Genomic DNA, 18,932 nt, shown 5'->3' with positions numbered 1-18,932 from the left:
TGTAGCAAAACGGAAACAGACTCAGTGCAGGTTGGTCCAGGTTCAGGAGAAGTTCAGCCGGTTTTTGCATCCTTTTGAGCGGCAAGTCAAAAGGATGTCGCCTGCCGGGGCGAGTCCCGGCGACCTGGACCTTAAGCTCTCGACCCTGAAGCCAAAAAACAAAAGGAGAAACAAAATGCGCATCCAACTGCTCGTATTAACAATAGTTCTACTCATAGGAGGCACCATGTCCACCACATTCGCCAACACACCATCCAGCTCCACTGAACGCCCAGCCATCGTCCTAGTCGCCTTCGGCACCTCCGTCGACGAAGCCCGCAAAGTCTTCGACTTCATCGACACCCAGGCCCACCAGCGCTACCCCGACGACGACATCCAGTGGGCATTCACCTCACAGATCATCATCAACAAACTCAAACAACGCGGCATCACCACCCACACAGTCGCCGAAGTGGTCGCCGACCTGCGCGCACGCGGTGTCGACAAAATCGCATTCCAGAGCCTGCACGTGGTTCCCGGTCAGGAGCATCATTCCATCCTCAAAGCCGACACCGAAGGCCTGCAGGTGGCATTCGGCGATGCCTTGATGACCAGCAATGCCGACATTGAAGCAACCATCGCCGCCCTGGCCCCAGAGATCAACGCCAACCAAGACACCATTGTGGTTGCCCACGGCAACGACCACCATCCTGAATTCAACGTGCAACTGGAAAAATTCGCCACTGCCATCGAAGCGCGCTATCCCAAGCTGACCGTGGCCAGTGTCGAGGGAACGCCTGGAATTTCCAGCCTGGAAACCGTCAAAGCCCGCCAGCCTGCGCAGGTGCACTTTGTGCCGCTGATGATCGTTGCCGGCGATCACATCATGAACGACGTGCTCGGCGACGAAGAGGACAGCTGGAAAAACATCATTCAGGCTCCGTTGACCAGTTGCAGCCGCTCCCTCGGCTGGAATCCGGCCATTCTGGCGATCTACTTTGATCACCTCGACCGCGCCCTGGCCGAACTGACCGGAGAAACTCGTTAAGTGAGACAGCTTGTTCTGATCCTGATCAGCGCCGCACTGCTGACGTGCGCGGCCAACACGTTGGCCGCAACGCCGTCGCAGCACAGCGCGATCGTTGCCACAGCGACCACACCATCGGCCCAGGTCGAAAAGAGTCGCCGTGCAACACCGGAAGGTCAGACCGGAAAAACCCTGGCCGCCGAACGTAAGAAACGCCCCACATCGTCGGCCTACACCCGCTGGAAACGTCACCTGCCCTATTGGCCACGCAAAGGGGTGATGCTGGCTGAGTTGCTGGCCTACATCATCATCGGTGTGCTCATCGGTCAGGCTCTGGAGGTGTCGGGCTGCGTGCGTTGGCTGTCGGTGCTGACTCTGCCGCTCACCGGCCTCGGTCGTTTATCGCGCGAGGCCGGACCGGCGTTTCTCATGGCGTTTCAGTCCGGGGCCGTGGCCAACAGCATGCTGGCGTCGCATCGCGACACCGGCCAGATCAGCAACCGCGAGTTGTACACGTCCATCTACGTGGTGTCGGCGCTGTCGTTGTTTGCCCACTTGCCCACCTTTATCGTGCCCATCGGTCTGGCGTTCGGCTGGGAAGCCACTGCCGCCCTGTTCGGCGTACGCGTGGTGGCCATTATCGCCCAGATCGTCGTGACCCTGCTGGTCAGTCGCCTGATCGTGCTGCGTCTGGGCATCGGCGAGCAACACGAGGTGCGTGTCGTGGATGAGACGGACGCGTATCAGCCGCGCCACCGCAAACGAGGCACGTTCTGGGCGACGGTGTGGAAGCGTTCGCGCTTCACCCTGACCCGGTTGATCGTCTACCTGATCCCGACCTTTGTGGTGATGGCCGGGCTGGAATATTACGGCGCGTTCGCCTGGCTGGCGCAGGAAATGCCGGGGTTGTTCACCTTTGATTTTCTGCCGGTGCAGTCGCTGGTGGTGATTCCAGCGCAGGCGCTGAGCCTCTACAACGGCGCCATTGCCGCGGCCAACTTCATCGACTCTGGTGCCATCACCACCCAGCAGGCGGTAATCATCATCCTGTTCGGTTCCATGGTCACGGCACCGCTGCGCACACTGCGCCATGCTCTGCCGACCTATGTGGCAATTCTCGGGCCGCGGCCTGGTTTGATTATGGCGGTAAGTGCGCAGGTGTTGCGGATGATGTTTTTGTTGGTGTGTACGTTGGGGTTGATGAGTTTTTGGAGTTAGATGAACGGAAGGGCGTGGATGCTAAATAACACACGACTGTAGGGCGGGCACCGTCCCGCCCGTTTAATCGGTACCACACCAGAGATAAAGAAAGACGAGAGAGTGTTATCAACGTTTTACGCCAAAAATGATGCGTTGCACGATTCGTCGACCTAAAGGGCGGCGAGCCGAAACTGTGTAGCACATCGGAAACAGACTCAGTGTAGGTGGGTCCAGGTTCAGGAGAAGTTCAAGCCGGCTTTTGCATCCTTTTGAGCGGCAAGTCAAAAGGATGTCGCCTGCCGGGGCGAGTCCCGGCGACCTTGCTTTTTATGGTTTGCAGTTTGGAACCATTTGCGCTGGCAAAGAGCTTAAGTGCTAAACAACAACTAGTTGTAATCATAAAGGAAAACGCATGACAAAGTTCACCGCAACAAACCCACAACCCGGCCACTTCTACGCCGTCGGCATCGGCCCCGGTTCCCCAGACCTGCTCACCCTGCGCGCCGCACGCCTGGTCGAACAATGCGATGTCATCCTGTCGCCCCAGGCCAGAACCGCCACCAAAAGCCTCGCCCTCGAAGCCGTGCGCCCGTTCCTCAGCAATCAGGAGATCATCGTTCTCAACTACCCCATGGAGCGCAACGACCAGAGAACCCGCCAGCGCTGGCAACAGCTGGCCGACGACGTGGTGCAACGCTGCGCACACGGGCAATCCGTGGTCCAGGTGACCCTCGGCGATCCGTTGATCTTTGCCACCAGCTCCTACCTGTTGCAGGCCCTGGCCGATCAGATGCCCGCCGACCACCTGCACGTGGTGCCGGGCATCAGCGCCTTCCAGACCTCGGCCAGTCGCTTTGGCGAAGTGCTGACCCTGCAGGAGGACCGCCTGACCCTGATGTCGGCCACCAACCTTGACGCCGTGGCCCAAGCCCTTGACCACTGCGAAACCCTGGTGTTGTACAAAGCAGGCGGCTGTATTGACAGCCTGATGGAATTGTTGCGCCAACGCAACCTGCTCAGCCAAGCACGGCTGGTAAGCTGCGGCGAACAGGGTGATCACGAACTGCTGGTCGACGACCTGAGCCAATGGACCATGACGCCTTTGAGCTACATGACCACCCTGATCGTCAAAATCGGCCAACGCGGCTGGCAGGAGAACGCCGCGTCATGAGCGCCGAGCTGAAGGGTGGCATCACCACCGGCAGTTGTGCGGCGTTGGCGGCCAAGGCCGCAGCCTTGTTGCTGTTTCGCCATGAGCGGGTAGAACAGGTGGAAATCCCGTTGCCCGACGGCAGTCGTCTGATGTGGCCCGTGGCTTCGCTGGAGCAAAGCAACGACACCGCCGAGGCCAGCATCATCAAGGATGCTGGTGACGATCCCGATGTCACCCACGGCGCACGGATTCGCGTACGCCTGACGCGACTCGACGACCATAACGTGATGTTCCGCGCCGGACACGGCGTCGGCACCGTCACCGTGCCCGGCTTGGCTCTGGCTGTCGGTGAAGCCGCCATCAACCCGGTGCCGCGCACCATGATCACGGCGGCCATTCGCGAGGTCACTGATCACGGTGTCATGGTCACTGTGGCCGTGGACGGCGGCGAAGAGCTGGCGGCAAAAACCTTCAACCCAAAACTCGGTATTGAAGGTGGCATCTCCATCATCGGCACCAGCGGCCGAGTTCGCCCGTTCAGCGCCCCGGCCCTGCAGCAATCGCTCAAGTGCGCCCTCGACATCTGTGTTGCCAGCGACACCACCGCCCCGGTGTTTGTGCCGGGCAACATGGGGCGCAACGCTGCCCTGCGTGCGTTCCATCTCAAGACACAACAGGTGGTGGAGGTGAGTAACGAGTGGGGCTACATGCTCGAACAGGCGCAAGCGCACCCGTTTACAGCGCTGCTGATGCTCGGGCACCCCGGCAAGCTGGCCAAGCTGGCCATGGGTCAGTGGAACACCCACTCCGGCCAGTCCGACAGTGCCGTGCCCTTTGTCGCTGATCTGGCCCATCAGGTGGTACATCACTCCTTGGCTGACACCACCACCGTTGAAGGAGTCTTCATGGAGTGCCTGACCGCGCCGCAGCGTCGCCGGGTGGCGGATCGCCTCGCCGCAGCGATTCAACGCAACACCGCCGAGACATTCCCCGCCTCCTGGCTGCCACAGGTGGTGTTGATCAACCTCAGAGGCGAGATTCTCGGCAGCGCCGGAGACTTGCAGCCTTGGCTGCGCCATCTTGAGGAGGAGAGCCTATGACACCGCCTATTATCATCGCCGGTTGCGGCCCCGGCCATGGCGACTATCTGACTGCGGCGGTTCGCAATGCCGTGACTGATGCCGACGTACTGATCGGAGCACGCCATCTGCTGGAGCTGTTCCCAGAGGTCAAAGCCACGCGCCTGACCGTTGGGGCCGATATCCCGGCGGTGCTCGTGGAGATGGAAAAACACCGCGACCAACAGATGGTGGTGCTGGTGTCCGGCGACAGCGGCCTGTTCAGCTTGGCGCGCCGCGTTCAGCAGCATTTCGGCCGCGAGCACTGCCAAGTGATCCCCGGCATCAGCTCGGTGCAGGTTGCCTGCGCCCGGTTGGGCATCGACTGGAACGATCTACGCATCATCAGCGCCCATGGCCGCGCGCCCGAAACCACCGTTGACGAGCTGCGTCACTGGCACAAAATCGCCATCCTCGCCGGTACTCGGGCTGCCACCGAGTGGGCCGCTGATCTGCTGGATCAGTTGGGCACAGACTACCGGGCCGTGGTGTGCGAAAACCTCACCCTGGCCGAAGAGAAAATTCAACAATGTGATGCCACGGCATTGCGTGAGGCCAGCTTGGCGTCGCGCACCATCATTATGCTGCTGCATCAGGAGGTGACGCTATGACCCAGCCGCAACAGGGAACGTTTTACGGCGTCGGTGTCGGCCCCGGTGACCCGGAACTGCTCACCCTCAAAGCGGTGCGCGTGCTGAACCGGTGCGACGCCATCTACGTGCCGACCTCGCGCCTCAGTCGTCAAACCTATGTCGCCGACATTGCCGCCAGCCATGCGGCGGCGGATTGCGCCATCGTGCCGGTGACCTTTTCCCTGGCCGATCACGCCGCCACACGCCAGCAGCACTGGCATGAGACCGCGCTGGAGATCGCCGGTCGCTTGCAGGCCGGGCAGGATGTGGCCCTGGTTACGCTGGGTGATGCGCTGCTCTACTCGACCTACATCTACCTGCTACGCGCCTTGTATGCGGTGTTCCCGCAGGCTCAGGTTGAGACGGTGCCGGGCATCAGCGCCGTCAGCGCGATTGCCGCGCTCACTTGCTGCCCTCTCGGTGAAGGGGAGCAGCCGCTGACCATTATTCCGGCGGCCAATGATCTGGAAAAGCTGCGCACGTTGATCACTTCGGGCAGCGGTGTGGCCATCATGAAAATTGGTCGTCGTCTGGCGCAATTGATTGAACTGCTCGATCAGTGTGAGGCTCTGGAGCGCAGCGTGTTCGTTGCTCGTGCCGGGTTACCTGAGCAGCGGATGGAACTGGATCTGAACCAATTGCGCGATGCGCCTGAGGATACGGGGCATCTGTCGGTGATTTTGGTGGCGCCCAAATGTGAAGAGGAAAGTTAAACGCCGTGGCTAAACGCACAGCACCCAAAGCTCTCCCGTACTGCAGCGCCGAACGCAAGGAACGTCGCCGTGATGATCGTCGGCAACTGTCTGAGCGTCAGCGAGTTTTGCCGACATCACGGCGTAAGTGACTGGAGTGAGGGAACTCGGAGAGCGCGAAGCCCGGGAGTCGATTTTGCGTTACTTTTGTCGACGCAAAAGTGACCCGACGTGCGGGCGCGGAAGCCCGCGTCATGTGGGCACCAGCAATGAGAACAGATGAGGTTCGCCAAAGCAATTTGTTCTATATCGCGGGCCACAGAGGAATCAAGGGCAAGGGCAAGAGCAAAACCAGGGTCAAGATCGCCGGGATTCGCCCCGGCAGGCGACATCCTTTTGACTTGCCGCTCAAAAGGATGCAAAAACCGGCTGAACTTCTCCTGAACCTGGATCAACCTATACTGTGTCGGTTTCCGTGATGCTTCACAGACTCGGCTCGCCGCCCTTTAGGTCGGCGAATCGTGCAACTCATCAGCTTTGGCGTAAAACGTTGATAACGATCTTGCGGCTCACTCTATTTTTTTCGTGGCACCGATCAAACGGGTGGGACGGTGCCCACCCTACAGTAGCGTGTTATTTAGCACCAAGGCCCTCCCGTTCAGCAGCGCCGAACAAAGAGAACGGTCACCGCGATGATTGTCGGCAACCTGTTTGAGCGTCAGCGAGTTTTGCCGACATCGCGATGTTAGTGAACGCAGAGAGGGAACCCGTAGGGCGCAATGACGGGAGTCGATTTTGCGCCACTTTTGTCGACGCAAAAGTGGCCCGACGTGCGGGCGCGGAAGCCCACGTCATGTGGGCACCAACAATAAAAACGGAAAAGGTTCGCCGGAGCAAAAAGCTCAAACAAACGAACCACAGAGGAACGTTAATCACAAGGCTAACTTAAGAGGGAAAAAGCAGCAAAACCGGGACGGTCCCCGCACGGGGGCTGTCCCAGGCTTTTGCGGTGCAAACCGCCACCGTTCCATGGCCTGTAAACATCTGGGACAGCCCCAGATGAGGCTTGGGACAGTCCCGAGTTTACTACGAAATTGCGTAACAAGGAGAAACCCATGAAAGTCATCTTCGTCGGCGCCGGTCCCGGCGACCCGGACCTGCTCACCGTCAAGGCCCAGCGCCTGCTGCGCCAGTGCCGCATCTGCGTTTATGCCGGATCCCTGGTCAGCCCGGAAGTGGTCGGCCTGGTCCCCAAGGACGCCGCGCTGCACGACTCCGCATCCATGACCCTGGAGCAGATTGAGGCGGTGTTCGTCAGCGGTCAACAACAAAATACCGACGTCATCCGCCTGCACACCGGCGACCCGGCCATTTACGGTGCTATCCGTGAACAAATGAACGTCCTCGACCGCCTCGGTATCGACTACGAGGTGGTGCCCGGCGTCAGCTCCTTCCAGGCTGCGGCCGCCGCGCTCAAGACTGAACTGACAGCGCCGGAGATCGCCCAAACCATCATCCTCAGCCGCACCTCGGGGCGCACGCCCATGCCCGCCAAGCAGGAGCTGGCCGAGCTGGCACGCACCGAATCGACCCTGTGCCTGTTTCTGTCGGTGCACAAGCTGGCCACGGTGGCGGATGAGCTGATCCCCTATTACGGCGCGGACTGCCCTATCGGCGTGATCTTTCGCGCCAGTTGGCCGGATGAAATGATCGTCGAGGGCACCTTGACGGATATCGCGCCCAAGGTGACGGAGGCGGGCATCACCAAGACGGCCATGATCATTGTCGGCCCGGCCTTATCCCGTGACATTCCGGTGTCGAAACTGTATCACCGCCACTTCAGCCACGGCTATCGTAGCGCCGATGGCAGTGCTGAAACCAGCGACGGAGCCGAGTCATGACCACGGCCGTGATCACCTTTTCACCGCAAGGTCTCAAGGTGATGCAGCGCATTGCCGCCCACATGGCCGTGGATCAGTACCTGCATCAGGCCATTGCCGCCCCGCCCGGCGTGACGCCGTTTGAGCGGGTTGTCGCCCTGACCGGTGAGATTTTCAGCCGCTACGAAGGCCTGGTGTATGTGGCACCATGCGGCGTGGTGGTGCGCGCTATTGCCCCGCTGGTCGACAGCAAACTGCGCGATCCGGCCGTGGTGTGCCTTGATGTCGGCGCGCGCCACGCCATGAGCGTGCTCAGCGGCCATGAGGGCGGCGCCAATGATCTGGCCATTGCCGTGGCGAATGTCACCGGCGCGGAACCGGTGATCTCCACCACCACCGAGGCGGTCAAGGATCTCATCGTCGGCATCGGTTGCCGCAAGGGCAAAAGCGCCGCAGATATTATCAATGCCATTACCACGGCCCTAGCCGGGCTGGATCTGCCGCTGGAGCGGGTGCGCTTTCTCGCCACCGCCGATGTCAAGGCCGAGGAGGCCGGGCTGCTGGAGGCAGCAGCGCAACTCAACATCCCGCTTCGGGTGATCGACTCTGACCTGATCCGCCACAGCACGCGGCCGTTCGGCCATTCGGAGTTTGTCGCCAGTCACGTACAACTGCCCGCGGTGAGTGAACCCGCGGCCCTACTTGCAGGACGGAGGACGTCATTACTACTTCAGAAAACAGCCTTCAACGGCATCACCATCGCCATTGCCCGGGAAAACTGTCCCTCATTGGCTTAGGCCCCGGCAGCATCGTCGACCGCACCGCCCGCGCCACCGAGGCCATTTGCGCCAGCGAGGTGATCGTTGGCTACGGCCCTTATGTGGACAGCATTGCCGACCTGATCACGAATCAGCAGGTGATCACCTCAGGGATGATGAAAGAGTCTGAGCGTTGCCGCGCCGCCCTCGATGCAGCCCGCTCAGGCAAACGGGTGGCGCTGATCTCGTCGGGCGATGCCGGGATGTACGGCATGGCCGGGCTGGCCATGGAGATGGCGGCGGCCGATGGCGACCACATTGCCATGGAGGTGATTCCCGGTGTGACCGCAGCCAACTCGGCGGCAGCCCTGCTCGGCGCACCGCTGATGCTCGACAGCGCCACCATCAGCCTCAGCGACCTGCTGGTGCCGTGGGAGATGATCGTCACCCGCCTCGAAGCCGTGGCCGCCGCCGATCTGGTGGTGTCGCTGTACAACCCGCGCAGCAAAAAGCGGGTGATGCAGCTCGAAGAGGCAACGCGCATTTTCCGCGCCCAGCGTCCCGGCACCACGCCGGTCGGCATTGCCACAGCCGTGGGCAGCGCCGATCAGCAGGTGGTGCTCACCGACCTTGACCATCTGCTGGAGCAGGAGGTGGGCATGCGCTCGGTGGTGATCATCGGCAACTCCACCACCTGCGTGATGGATGGCCGCATGGTGACGCCGCGCGGCTACTATGAGAAAAAAGATCGCGAACAGGAATAACGGATGAATGACGCACCCCACATACTGCTGCTCGGCGGCACCAGTGAAACCGCGCCCCTGGCCGTCAAACTGGCCACGGTAGGCTATCAGGTGCTGGTGTCGACAGCCACGGATGCCGATCTCGCTGTCGGTGATCATCCGGCCATCTGCCGCCGCTGTGGTCGTTTGGACCGCGACCAGCTTGCCGCGCTGATCGAATACGACCGCATGGCGGCGGTCATCGACGCCACCCACCCCTATGCCCGCGACGTGCATCAGGCGGCACGGGATGCGGCCACGCACAGCCAGCGCCCCTACCTGCGCTACCAGCGTCAGGCCTTGGTGGAAGCGTCCGGCGCAGTGGTGACGGCCCGCGATCATGACGAAGCGGCACAGCTGGCCTGCGCCGCTGGGCGGCCGGTGCTACTCACCACCGGCTCGCGCCATCTCGGCCCCTATGTGGCGGCGGCCCAGCACAACGGCATCGCACTCTATGCCCGCATGCTCAATCATCCCGAGGCCGTGGCCGCCTGTGAGCAGGCTGGGTTAGCCGAGCAGGGGCGCATCTTCGGGCGCGGCCCGTTCAGCCTCGAACAGAACCGTGCCCTGATCCGCCATTACCACATCGGTGTGCTGGTCACCAAGGACAGCGGCCGTGCCGGTGGCGTGGCGGAAAAGCTCGCAGCCGCCCGCCAGGAACAGTGCCGGGTGATCGTGGTGCAACGGCCCGACGAAACAACGGACAATACTTTTGACGACATGGACCGGCTGATCGCGGCACTCCAGCAGTGCTGCCCGCCGATCCCAGCGGTCTTAAAAACAGGAGAATTGAAGTGAATAAAACAACGCAGGTTTATCTGGTGGGTGCCGGTCCCGGCGACAGCGGCCTGATCACGGTCAAAGGCAAACGCTGCCTGCAACGCGCCGACGTGGTGCTTTACGACCGGCTGTGCAATCCAGCCCTGTTGGGCGATGTGTCCCCGGCAGCGGAACAGATCTACGTCGGCAAAAACATGGGCCATCACGCCCTGCCCCAGGAGCAGATCAATGCGTTACTGGTCGAGAAAGCGCGTGAGGACAAAGTGGTGGTGCGCCTCAAGGGCGGCGATCCGTTTGTGTTCGGCCGTGGCGGCGAGGAGATCGACACCCTGGCCGAGGCGGGCATTCCGTTTGAAGTGGTGCCGGGCGTCACCGCCGGGTTCGCCGCCGGAGCCTACGCGGGCATCCCCCTGACCCATCGCGACTTCACCACCAGCGTCACCCTGGTCACCGGTCATCTCAACACCCGCAAAGACCCGCAGCGCGATATCGACTGGCCCGCTCTGGGTCGCGGTCACGGCACCCTGGTGTTTTACATGGGCTTGACCAACATCGCCACCATCTGCGACGAGCTGATCCGCCACGGCCGCGCAGAAGACACGCCGGTGGCCGTGGTCAGCCATGCCTCCACCCCGCAGCAACGCACCCTCATCGCCACCCTGGCCGATGCACCGCAACAGGTCGCCCAACAGGGCGTCACCAGCCCGGCGGTGATCCTGATTGGTGACGTGGTGACACTGCATGAGCGGTTGGACTGGTTCCAGAGCAGCCTGACGACGGAAGCAACATCAGCGGAGTCCCCCTCCAAAGCGGCCGACACCACGCCGCAGGATGACACCGCGCGCACCAATATTCTCATCTTTACCGGCAACGGCAAGGGCAAGTCCACTGCGGCCTTCGGCATGGCGTTGCGCGCCGTCGGCCACGGCCAGCGTGTGCACATCCTCCAGTTCATGAAGAACGACCCCGATGTCGGCGAACTGGCCGCGCTGGAACGGCTCGGCGTGCCCGTCGAGCAATGCGGCCTCGGCTTCGTGCCCAAGCCGGATCATCCCCTGTACGCCGCCCACCGTGAAGCCGCCGAGCAGGGGCTGGCCCGCGCCGAAGCCGCCATCTTCAGCGGCAACCACGACCTGATCATCCTCGACGAACTGTGCGGCACCGTGGCACGGGGTCTGCTCGACGAACACAAGGTGGTCGATCTGCTGCGCCGCGCCCCGGCCCCGCTTACCCTGGTGCTCACCGGCCGTCACGCCGTGCCCGCCCTCATCGATCTGGCCGATACGGTCAGCGAAATTCAGCCCGTCAAGCACGCCTTTGAGCAGGGCATTCCGGCACGCAAGGGGGTGGAGTTTTGACCGGCTGTCCACGGCTGGTGATCGCCGGCAGCCACAGCGGCGTCGGCAAATCGTCCCTGACCTTGGCGCTGGTTGCGGCCCTGCGTCAACGCGGCCTCACCGTGCAGACCTTCAAGGTCGGGCCGGACTACCTCGACCCCGGCCACCTCAGCCGGGTGTCGGGCCGCCCGTGCTACAACCTCGACGGCTGGATGTGCGGCCGCGACTACGTCACCCGCCTGTTTGCCGAGCGCAGCGCCGATGCCGACATCGCCATCATTGAAGGAGTGATGGGCCTTTACGACGGCAGCAGCCCGGCCAGCCTCGACGGCAGCACCGCCCAGATCGCCGACTGGCTCCAGGCTCCCGTGGCCCTGGTGGTCAACAGCCACGGCATGGCCCGCAGCCTTGCCGCCCTGGTCCACGGCTACGCCAGCTTTGAGCCCGCCATCACCCTGGCCGGAGTGATCGCCAACTTCTGCGGCTCCGACTCCCACGCCACCCTGCTCACTCAAGCATTGCAGGCCGCCAACCTGCCACCGCTACTCGGTGCCGTACCGCGCAACGCCCTACCGGCTCTGCCCAGCCGCCACCTCGGTCTGGTCTCCGCCACGGAAACCTCATGGAACGCTGCCCTCATCCAGCAACTCGCCGGTGCCGCGGAGCAGCACCTCAACCTCGACCACCTGCTGCAACAGGCACGCAATGCGCCATCACTGCCACCAATACCGCCCGCGCCCCCGATCAAAGTTATCGCAAACGGCACTGTGCGTCTGGCTATTGCCCGCGATGCCGCCTTTCAGTTTTACTATCAGGACCTGTTCGACGCTCTGGAGCAACGTGGCGTGCAGTTAGTGTTTTTCTCGCCATTGGAAGACAAGGAACTGCCCGCCGGCTGCAACGGCCTCTACCTCGGCGGCGGCTACCCGGAAGAACACGCTGAGCAACTATCGAGCAATCACACCATGCTCAACAGTATCCGGGAGTTCTGCAACAGTGACCGCCCCGTGTATGCCGAGTGCGGTGGATTGATGTATCTCAGTCAGGGGTTACTGAAAGAAGAGAAAAGCTGGCCGTATGTCGGCATCCTGCCAAGTTGGACCCGAATGTGCTCACGTCGTAAGCGTCTTGGGTATATGGAAGTGACTTTGCAGCAGTCTACGTTGTTTGGTGCTACGGGTGCGCAACTACGTGGGCATGAGTTTCATTATTCGGAATTGTGTAATTATCCGTTGAATAATCCGGTCTGGGAAGCTGCTTATCAGGCACGTGCTAATCGTGACGGGTCGTTACACGATGAAGGGTATTCCTCAATGCAAGTTTTAACGAGCTATATCCATTTGCATCTGACTTCGTCACCAAATGCATTAGATAGATTTCTCTCGGTGTTGCAAGAGGTAGTGTCGACTTCAGAACATAAAATGCAAAGATGAATATACTGTCCCCGGAACTCCTATAGCGCCAGCGCGCATCTCACCTCTGCCCATGATGATCTTTTACATTTACCCTCTTGGCTTGACGGCAAGGACAGGTCTGCCTATGCCGATTTTGTCCTACAAAGTGACGACAAAGCTGAAGACAGCTTGCGCAGCGCAACCCGGACAGGTCGTCCGTTCGGTTCTGAGGGGTTTATCGATAAAATGGAAGAGACATTGAAGACCACATTAAGGCCCCGCAAACCGGGCAGGCCAAGAAAAACCGGGGAGTGTCCCTAGTTTAAGTTCATTTACATCTTGCCTCATCACACAAAGCTTTGAACAATTTCATCTCTGTGTTGCAAAGTTAAGTTCTGGCTTTCAACAAAGAATGAAAAAAGGTAGACTATCCTCAGTAATTCAAATAATCATAATAAACTATCATCCAAACTGTTGGCATATGTTATAAATATTAGTTTTTAAAAAGGAATTTCTTATGGATAGAATCAATGAAATCTGCAAAAAATATGAAGAGAACAGGAAAAAACATTATTTTTCATCTTGGCTAAACTGCTCTGCATTACTAGAAAGAATTTTTTACTTACCAAAACGAGAGCATCCTAATTATCAAAAAACTCGACGAACAGATTTCACATTTGATCAAAAGTTTTCATCATCGATATTCAAGGAAAATCCTCCAAAAAATATTGAACTAAAAAAATGGATATTTATTCTAAAAAATCACAGCAGCAGAATTACAAACAGAATAAAGTTCCTTTTAGTTTATGTTGCATTTACAGGTGTTATTTCTTCAATACTTCATCTATTTAATATGGAAAATTTTGCATTACTAGCTCTCTCTGTTGGCTTGTTATTAACAATAATTGAGCGAAGCATGCTTATTGACAAGCAATCAACCATCGAAGAGCTTATTAATTTACTAGAATATGAGGAATCAAAAGAAAGTGGAGAGAGGTGAATCCAAATTGCAAGTGCACCACGTGCCTCTCCCAGTTTAAGCTCCTAAATGGAGGACTGATAACGATGAACACCATCAATACCGCTTTTAACAAATCAGCCAATTTAGAGGCTTTAACTCTTGACAGTAAAGCTTTTGATCGTATTGACAGCAAGGTTGAAGCGGGCAGAGAGGATACAGTTCATTTTTCATCTGAAGCCCAATTCAAGCTCAATCTACAAACATATGCTTTTGGCCTTTCAGACACAGAGAGGGGTAAATTTGTTGACGCCCTGGAGCAATCAGACGAGGCGTTTTTTGACGAAAATTTTCTTCAATGGTTAAGAAACCCTCCGAATAGTGAAACTTTCAGGCTTACAGTTGACCCAGAACTGGAAGCGCGAATAAATGACGTGGGGCCGATTACCGGAGGAGTTGCCAGCGATTCAGAGATTATTATCCAGTACTCCGGCTCGACATTGATTGGCGAATGGAGTTTCCACGAAGCTTTAAGTTCGAGCGGTGACATTCATGAAACCGATCATCTGACTGAAAAACTGGACCAGCTCACAACAAAGGCTTCAGAAGAACTTTCCGGGCAAGATCAGGCGACCATCACAGGGGCAATGGATTCTGCCATTCGCTCTTCGAGAAACTATCTAAACTCAAGTTTCTCTCTGTTTAAAGCAAATTACGATTATGAAGTTGCTGCTCAGGCCATTGCAAAATTGCCGATGAGCGATGGGTTAAAAGAGGAATATAGCAATTTTCTCTCTGAAATTCGTGCGTTTCAAGAGCAACTCATGACAGATCACATTGATCAACAAGAGAGAAAAATACAACGATTCCCCCAATTTTCCGAAGCTATCGGGGAAGAGATTCAAGCCCTGGAGGAGGGACTTGAAATCAATGCAAAGTTACAACAGAGTATTTCGAACTCTGAGAATGGCTTGTTAGGGGCAGAGGATTATTTCCAAGGATTGATTGAAAATGCAGAATATATCAAGCGAGATAGTTCTGAGCAAATTTCCGAGATGTTCAATCATTACGCAGAAAATCTAGGGGAGTTTAATCGAATTTACATTGAAAAAGATTGGGGACTAAGCTCCAGTCAGCAAGCCAAGAGCGACCCGGCTTTGGATTTGGTTTTTCAGGAAACGCAAGAACTGACCAATCACTATATATCCGCAATTAATGCCTATATGGCAAATACCGGGTCGGCCTGATTCGATGGCACACTACTCCGTAACCATCGCCCCCCTCCCCCCTTTTGATTTACCGATAATTTGCTATCCTGTCAGACAATAACCAAGGGAATTTCATTTCGTCAGATGAGTTTTCAGCTCAGGAGGTGACCATCGTGCAACGTCCCCCCATTTCCAAAACACAAATCATCGCTTTTGGACTGATCGTACTTGTGAGCCTGCTCATGGGCTGCCAACAGCAGGAGAGAGAACTGACCGAGGAACAGAAGGCCTTGCGTATGGAGGGGAAACGAGGGACATCCATGATAAGTAAAGTCAAGGGGAAAACGGAGGTTTCCCTTTACCTCACGGGCCTACTCCCGGTGGCGACTTTGTTTTTCTTTACCCTTTGCACCCTTCGATCTTTTTGATCTGTTCTTTCGGTCCGCCACATCGGCGACCAGACATCCATGTGCTGTCTCTGGGATATCATCCCTTCACAGAAGATTGAGTTAGGGCCAACCCGCCGGCCTCGAAACACTCCCAATGTCGTGCAGCGAAGCTCACGTAGTCCCTCGTTCTGCAAGGCCCGGCGGGAAGATCGTTTGATACAAAGATGATCTGTTTTTCTTCAGCTCAGGCGACCTGAGATTGTCTCTCCTCAAAAGCTGTACCGCGTCGATCAACGGCCAACAGATATTCAACCAGTTTGCGTGCAACCGCTAAAGTGGCTCGGTTGCGATTGCCTTTGGCCAACTCTTTTTCATGTAATTCTGCCAGTTGAGCATTCCATCGTGGAGCCAGTTCGGCGGCTTCGATCAGTATGGTCTGGAGGTGCTTGTTGCGCTTTTTGGAAAGCGGTCCTCGTTGCTCTTTCCCGGCAGACTCTCGCTGTGCGCTGCACAGTCCGCAATAGCTAATGGCTTCCCGGCTTGAGTGAAAGCGGCTTGGATCGCCAATCTCCAACACCCAGGAAACGAGGAGGAAACGAGGAGGAAACGAGGAGGAAACGAGGAGGAAACGAGGGGAAACGAGGGGAAACGAGGGACACTCCCCCTATTAAATTGCTTTTAACACGAAACAAGTCTATCCTTCACGCATGCCAAGAATAGCCCGCATTGTCGTTCCCGAATATCCCCACCACGTCACTCAGCGCGGTAACAACCGTGCGACTGTCTTTTTTGACAATGAAGATCGCCAGCAATACCTCAAACTGCTGGCAAAATACAGCAAGGCGTTTTCTTTGCAGATTTGGGCTTATTGTTTAATGGACAACCATGTTCATTTGCTCGTGGTTCCCGAAAATGAGGACTCTTTGGCTCGCGGCATTGGCCTGACAAATCAAGTCTATACGCAATATCTCAATCGCAAATTGAAGCAAAGCGGTCGTATTTGGCAAAACCGGTTCTTTTCATGTCTGGTTGAACAGGATGACTATCTGTGGACGGTGGCACGCTATATCGAACGGAACCCGGTCAAATCAGGCACAGTGGAAAAGGCGGAAGATTACCGCTGGTCCAGCGCCAGGGCTCATCTCACCTCTGGCTGTGATGATCTTTTACATTCACCCTCCTGGCTTGATGACAAAGACAAGTCAGCCTATGCCGATTTTGTCATGCAGAGTGACGACAAAGCTGAAGACCACTTGCGTAGCGCAACCTGCACGGGTCGCCCGTTCGGCTCTGAGGGGTTTATCGATACGATGGAAGAGACATTGCAGACCACATTAAGGCCCCGCAAACCGGGCAGGCCAAGAAAAACCGGGGAGCGTCCCTAGTTTACCCTACCCTAGTTTACCCTAGTTTACCCCTGGGTCGGCGGTGAATTCAAATTGCAAGTGCACCACGTGCCGCTGACCAGAACACTTCATTAGGCGTTCGGTATCCAAGGCATTTGCGTGGTCGATTATTTAACTTTCTTACGGCCTCAGTGACTGCGATTTCATCTGTTTTGCGAAAATCTATTCCTTTTGGGAAATATTGTCTCAACAAGCCGTTGGTATTTTCATTCGCACCGCGTTGCCATGCGGCATACGGATCAGCAAAGTAAATGCTCAATCTTGTCTTTTTCTCAAGCTCTTTGAAGTTTGCAAATTCAGAAAACGAGGGACACTCCCCCTATTAAATTGCTTTTAACACGAAACAAGTCTATCCTTCTCTCATGCCAAGAATAGCCCGCATTGTCGTTCCCGAATATCCCCACCACGTCACTCAGCGCGGTAATAACCGCGCGACCGTCTTTTTTGACGATGAAGACCGTCAGCAATACCTCAAGCTGCTGGCAAAATACAGCAAGGCGTTTTCTTTGCAGATTTGGGCCTACTGTTTGATGGACAACCATGTTCATTTGCTTGTGGTTCCCGAAAAAGAGGACTCTTTGGCTCGCGGCATCGGCCTGACAAATCAAGTCTATACGCAATATCTCAATCGAAAATTGAAACAAAGCGGGCGCATTTGGCAGAACCGGTTCTTTTCGTGTCTGGTGGAACAGGATGACTATCTATGGACGGCGGCACGCTATGTCGAACGAAACCCGGTCAAATCGGGCACGGTGGAAAAGGCGGAAGATTACCGCTGGTCCAGCGCCAGAGCTCATCTTACCTCTGCCCGTGATGATATTTTACATTCCCCCTCCTGGCTTGACGGCAAGGACAGAACTGCCTATGCCGATTTTGTCATGCAAAGTGATGACAAAGCAGAAGACGGCTTACGCAGTGCAACCCGCACAGGTCGTCCGTTCGGTTCTGAGGGGTTTATAGACAAGATGGAAGAGACATTGCAGACCACATTAAGGCCCCGCAAACCGGGCAGGCCAAGAAAAACCGGGGAGCGTCCCTAGTTTACCCCGGGGAGCGTCCCTAGTTTACCCCTGGGTCGGCCCCCATGCGGGGAGATTCCCGTTTTTGCTGTTTTTCCCCTTTAAACCAGTACGTCAGGATATTTGAAATTATATATTGTAGGAGCGGCTTCAGCCGCGAATTCCCATCATGAAAAGGATCAATGACCAGAACAATTCGCGAATAAATTCGCTCCTACAGGTGGTCACTCCGATGAGCATCAACTGCTGTGCCAACAGCGACGAAACCGGTGATTGAGCAGAAGAAGTGGCACTCATGTCGTGGGGATATCCAGGGCCGTTTTCTGCAATCGTTTGTAACAAAAATTTTGGCCGTAAAGGACACTGGCCGGATTATGCCCGGTGACACGGTCTTTGGCGACCAAGGTCGTCACAGGTACTTTGGAATATTTGTTAAACAACATGTCGTGCCCTACACACAGACCAACCAGAATATTCATTTCGCTTGCCGAGCGGTTCAGTAGCTCGGCTTGGGCAATCGGGTGGCACGCCGCCTCAAAGTGCTCAGGGCGCACCTTGTCACTTTCGGCGAGGCCCAAGTCCCGCTTGTCATGCCCACCCGCCTTACAGCACACCGTCACCACATCAAAGCCCTGTGCTTTAAGAATTTTAACCAATTGCTCTGTTTCCAACAACAAGCCAAGGCAGGTAGCAATGCCGATCGTGTGGAAACCCATCAGCTTGGCGAAGGCAATAGTCTCCTCAACCCGTGTCCAGCGTGTCGTAACATAACCTTCATCTGGGTTTGCTTGGCACCCCATCCCCTCGACACGAGCTGCGACCTGCGCGAGACGTGCATCGTCTCCCGTCCCAACATAGTGCTGAAACGCCTCATCAATCACACCAGACTCTGCCGCAGGGCAATGGGCCGGTTGAGGCAATGCCCCTTCAGGGCTGGTACAAAAAGTTTTTCCTGTTTTACTCCAAACCGTGCTGCATTGCTGGCAGCTGAACACATTGTTGTCTGTCATTGATGTCATCCTTTATTTGATATGAATTGTTAGATCATATTACAAATTGCATAAATTAGACCAATGGATGGTTTCGCAATAAAGAACGATAACTATTTGTTTTAAGAGTTTTTTAGGATATTTTTGAATGGTGCGTGGCGATAAGAAAATCTCAAAACGAGATACGGATATAAAAAGTTTCTTTCAACAAAAGACACTATCAACTTGCTG

At 56.6% G+C, this 18,932-nt stretch carries 20 protein-coding genes and 1 pseudogene; 17 read left to right on the top strand and 4 right to left on the bottom strand.

The genetic code is table 11. The features are described 5' to 3' along the window. Positions 1-226 precede the first annotated feature (226 nt). The 15 genes from DACE_RS08245 to DACE_RS08175 all read left to right on the top strand — a co-directional run bounded on the left by DACE_RS08245 (position 227) and on the right by DACE_RS08175 (position 14,937). Positions 227-1,027, top strand: coding sequence for a sirohydrochlorin cobaltochelatase (locus DACE_RS08245; protein ID WP_040366626.1), 801 nt, complete (start codon positions 227-229; stop codon positions 1,025-1,027). Then, on the top strand, positions 1,028-2,224 hold the full coding sequence (locus DACE_RS08240; protein ID WP_006000207.1) for a hypothetical protein: 1,197 nt from the start codon (positions 1,028-1,030) through the stop codon (positions 2,222-2,224). It abuts the gene before it with no gap. 394 nt (positions 2,225-2,618) lie between these two features. Next, the gene (gene cobI, locus DACE_RS08235; protein ID WP_006000205.1) at positions 2,619-3,377 is read left to right on the top strand and encodes a precorrin-2 C(20)-methyltransferase; all 759 of its coding nucleotides are present in this window, start codon (positions 2,619-2,621) and stop codon (positions 3,375-3,377) included. Then, a complete protein-coding gene (gene cbiD / locus DACE_RS08230; RefSeq protein WP_006000203.1) occupies positions 3,374-4,459 on the top strand; it encodes a cobalt-precorrin-5B (C(1))-methyltransferase CbiD in 1,086 nt (361 codons plus the stop codon). Before cobI (DACE_RS08235) ends, cbiD begins: the two co-directional genes overlap by 4 nt. Continuing rightward, on the top strand, positions 4,456-5,088 hold the full coding sequence (gene cbiE / locus DACE_RS08225) for a precorrin-6y C5,15-methyltransferase (decarboxylating) subunit CbiE (protein WP_006000201.1): 633 nt from the start codon (positions 4,456-4,458) through the stop codon (positions 5,086-5,088). Before cbiD ends, cbiE begins: the two co-directional genes overlap by 4 nt. Beyond that, positions 5,085-5,822 (top strand): precorrin-2 C(20)-methyltransferase, encoded by a 738-nt coding sequence (gene cobI / locus DACE_RS08220; RefSeq protein WP_006000199.1) that lies wholly within the window; start codon positions 5,085-5,087, stop codon positions 5,820-5,822. The genes cbiE and cobI (DACE_RS08220) overlap by 4 nt, the downstream gene beginning before the upstream one ends. 5 nt (positions 5,823-5,827) lie before the next feature. Further along, complete coding sequence (locus DACE_RS18825; protein WP_272940868.1) at positions 5,828-5,953, top strand: hypothetical protein; 126 nt, start codon at positions 5,828-5,830, stop codon at positions 5,951-5,953. Between the two features lie 963 nt (positions 5,954-6,916). Then, complete coding sequence (cobM, locus tag DACE_RS08210; RefSeq protein WP_006000195.1) at positions 6,917-7,702, top strand: precorrin-4 C(11)-methyltransferase; 786 nt, start codon at positions 6,917-6,919, stop codon at positions 7,700-7,702. Then, complete coding sequence (locus DACE_RS08205) at positions 7,699-8,478, top strand: cobalamin biosynthesis protein (RefSeq protein ID WP_006000193.1); 780 nt, start codon at positions 7,699-7,701, stop codon at positions 8,476-8,478. Before cobM ends, DACE_RS08205 begins: the two co-directional genes overlap by 4 nt. Further along, positions 8,403-9,203, top strand: coding sequence for a precorrin-3B C(17)-methyltransferase (gene cobJ / locus DACE_RS08200; RefSeq protein ID WP_420196333.1), 801 nt, complete (start codon positions 8,403-8,405; stop codon positions 9,201-9,203). Before DACE_RS08205 ends, cobJ begins: the two co-directional genes overlap by 76 nt. Positions 9,204-9,206: 3 nt before the next feature. Then, the gene (gene cobK, locus DACE_RS08195) at positions 9,207-10,019 is read left to right on the top strand and encodes a precorrin-6A reductase (RefSeq protein WP_006000190.1); all 813 of its coding nucleotides are present in this window, start codon (positions 9,207-9,209) and stop codon (positions 10,017-10,019) included. Then, positions 10,016-11,359, top strand: a complete 1,344-nt coding sequence (gene cobA / locus DACE_RS18695; RefSeq protein WP_006000188.1) for a uroporphyrinogen-III C-methyltransferase — start codon at positions 10,016-10,018, stop codon at positions 11,357-11,359. The genes cobK and cobA overlap by 4 nt, the downstream gene beginning before the upstream one ends. Beyond that, positions 11,356-12,771: a cobyrinic acid a,c-diamide synthase CobB gene (locus DACE_RS08185; protein WP_006000186.1), complete on the top strand. Its 1,416-nt coding sequence runs from the start codon at positions 11,356-11,358 to the stop codon at positions 12,769-12,771. The genes cobA and DACE_RS08185 overlap by 4 nt, the downstream gene beginning before the upstream one ends. A gap of 478 nt (positions 12,772-13,249) precedes the next feature. Further along, positions 13,250-13,732: a hypothetical protein gene (locus tag DACE_RS08180; protein ID WP_006000184.1), complete on the top strand. Its 483-nt coding sequence runs from the start codon at positions 13,250-13,252 to the stop codon at positions 13,730-13,732. Positions 13,733-13,797: 65 nt separating this feature from the next. Then, on the top strand, positions 13,798-14,937 hold the full coding sequence (locus tag DACE_RS08175) for a hypothetical protein (protein ID WP_006000182.1): 1,140 nt from the start codon (positions 13,798-13,800) through the stop codon (positions 14,935-14,937). Between the two features lie 594 nt (positions 14,938-15,531). Here the strand turns inward: DACE_RS08175 and DACE_RS08165 are convergent. Continuing rightward, a complete protein-coding gene (locus tag DACE_RS08165) occupies positions 15,532-15,864 on the bottom strand; it encodes a transposase (protein WP_006000179.1) in 333 nt (110 codons plus the stop codon). Positions 15,865-15,994: 130 nt separating this feature from the next. On the opposite strand from DACE_RS08165, the gene DACE_RS08160 reads away from it, so the two are divergent. Further along, entirely contained in the window at positions 15,995-16,672 is a 678-nt protein-coding gene (locus tag DACE_RS08160) for an REP-associated tyrosine transposase (RefSeq protein ID WP_006000177.1), read from the top strand. 49 nt (positions 16,673-16,721) lie between these two features. Here DACE_RS08160 and DACE_RS18140 read toward each other — a convergent pair. Further along, positions 16,722-16,991, bottom strand: a pseudogene (locus DACE_RS18140) (IS30 family transposase); the annotation flags it as partial. Between the two features lie 64 nt (positions 16,992-17,055). Between DACE_RS18140 and DACE_RS08155 the strand changes: the two are divergent. Further along, positions 17,056-17,733: an REP-associated tyrosine transposase gene (locus DACE_RS08155; protein WP_006000175.1), complete on the top strand. Its 678-nt coding sequence runs from the start codon at positions 17,056-17,058 to the stop codon at positions 17,731-17,733. A 129-nt stretch (positions 17,734-17,862) separates the two neighbouring features. Here the strand turns inward: DACE_RS08155 and DACE_RS18135 are convergent, their stop codons facing one another. Next, complete coding sequence (locus DACE_RS18135; protein ID WP_155809044.1) at positions 17,863-18,009, bottom strand: hypothetical protein; 147 nt, start codon at positions 18,007-18,009, stop codon at positions 17,863-17,865. Further along, entirely contained in the window at positions 18,006-18,722 is a 717-nt protein-coding gene (locus DACE_RS08150) for a DUF1847 domain-containing protein (protein WP_006000174.1), read from the bottom strand. The genes DACE_RS18135 and DACE_RS08150 overlap by 4 nt, the downstream gene beginning before the upstream one ends. Positions 18,723-18,932: the final 210 nt, after the last annotated feature.

It is taken from the genome of Desulfuromonas acetoxidans DSM 684 (genome assembly GCF_000167355.1).
In the GTDB taxonomy this organism is placed as follows: domain Bacteria; phylum Desulfobacterota; class Desulfuromonadia; order Desulfuromonadales; family Desulfuromonadaceae; genus Desulfuromonas; species Desulfuromonas acetoxidans.
This window is presented reverse-complemented; position numbering and strand designations above follow the sequence as displayed.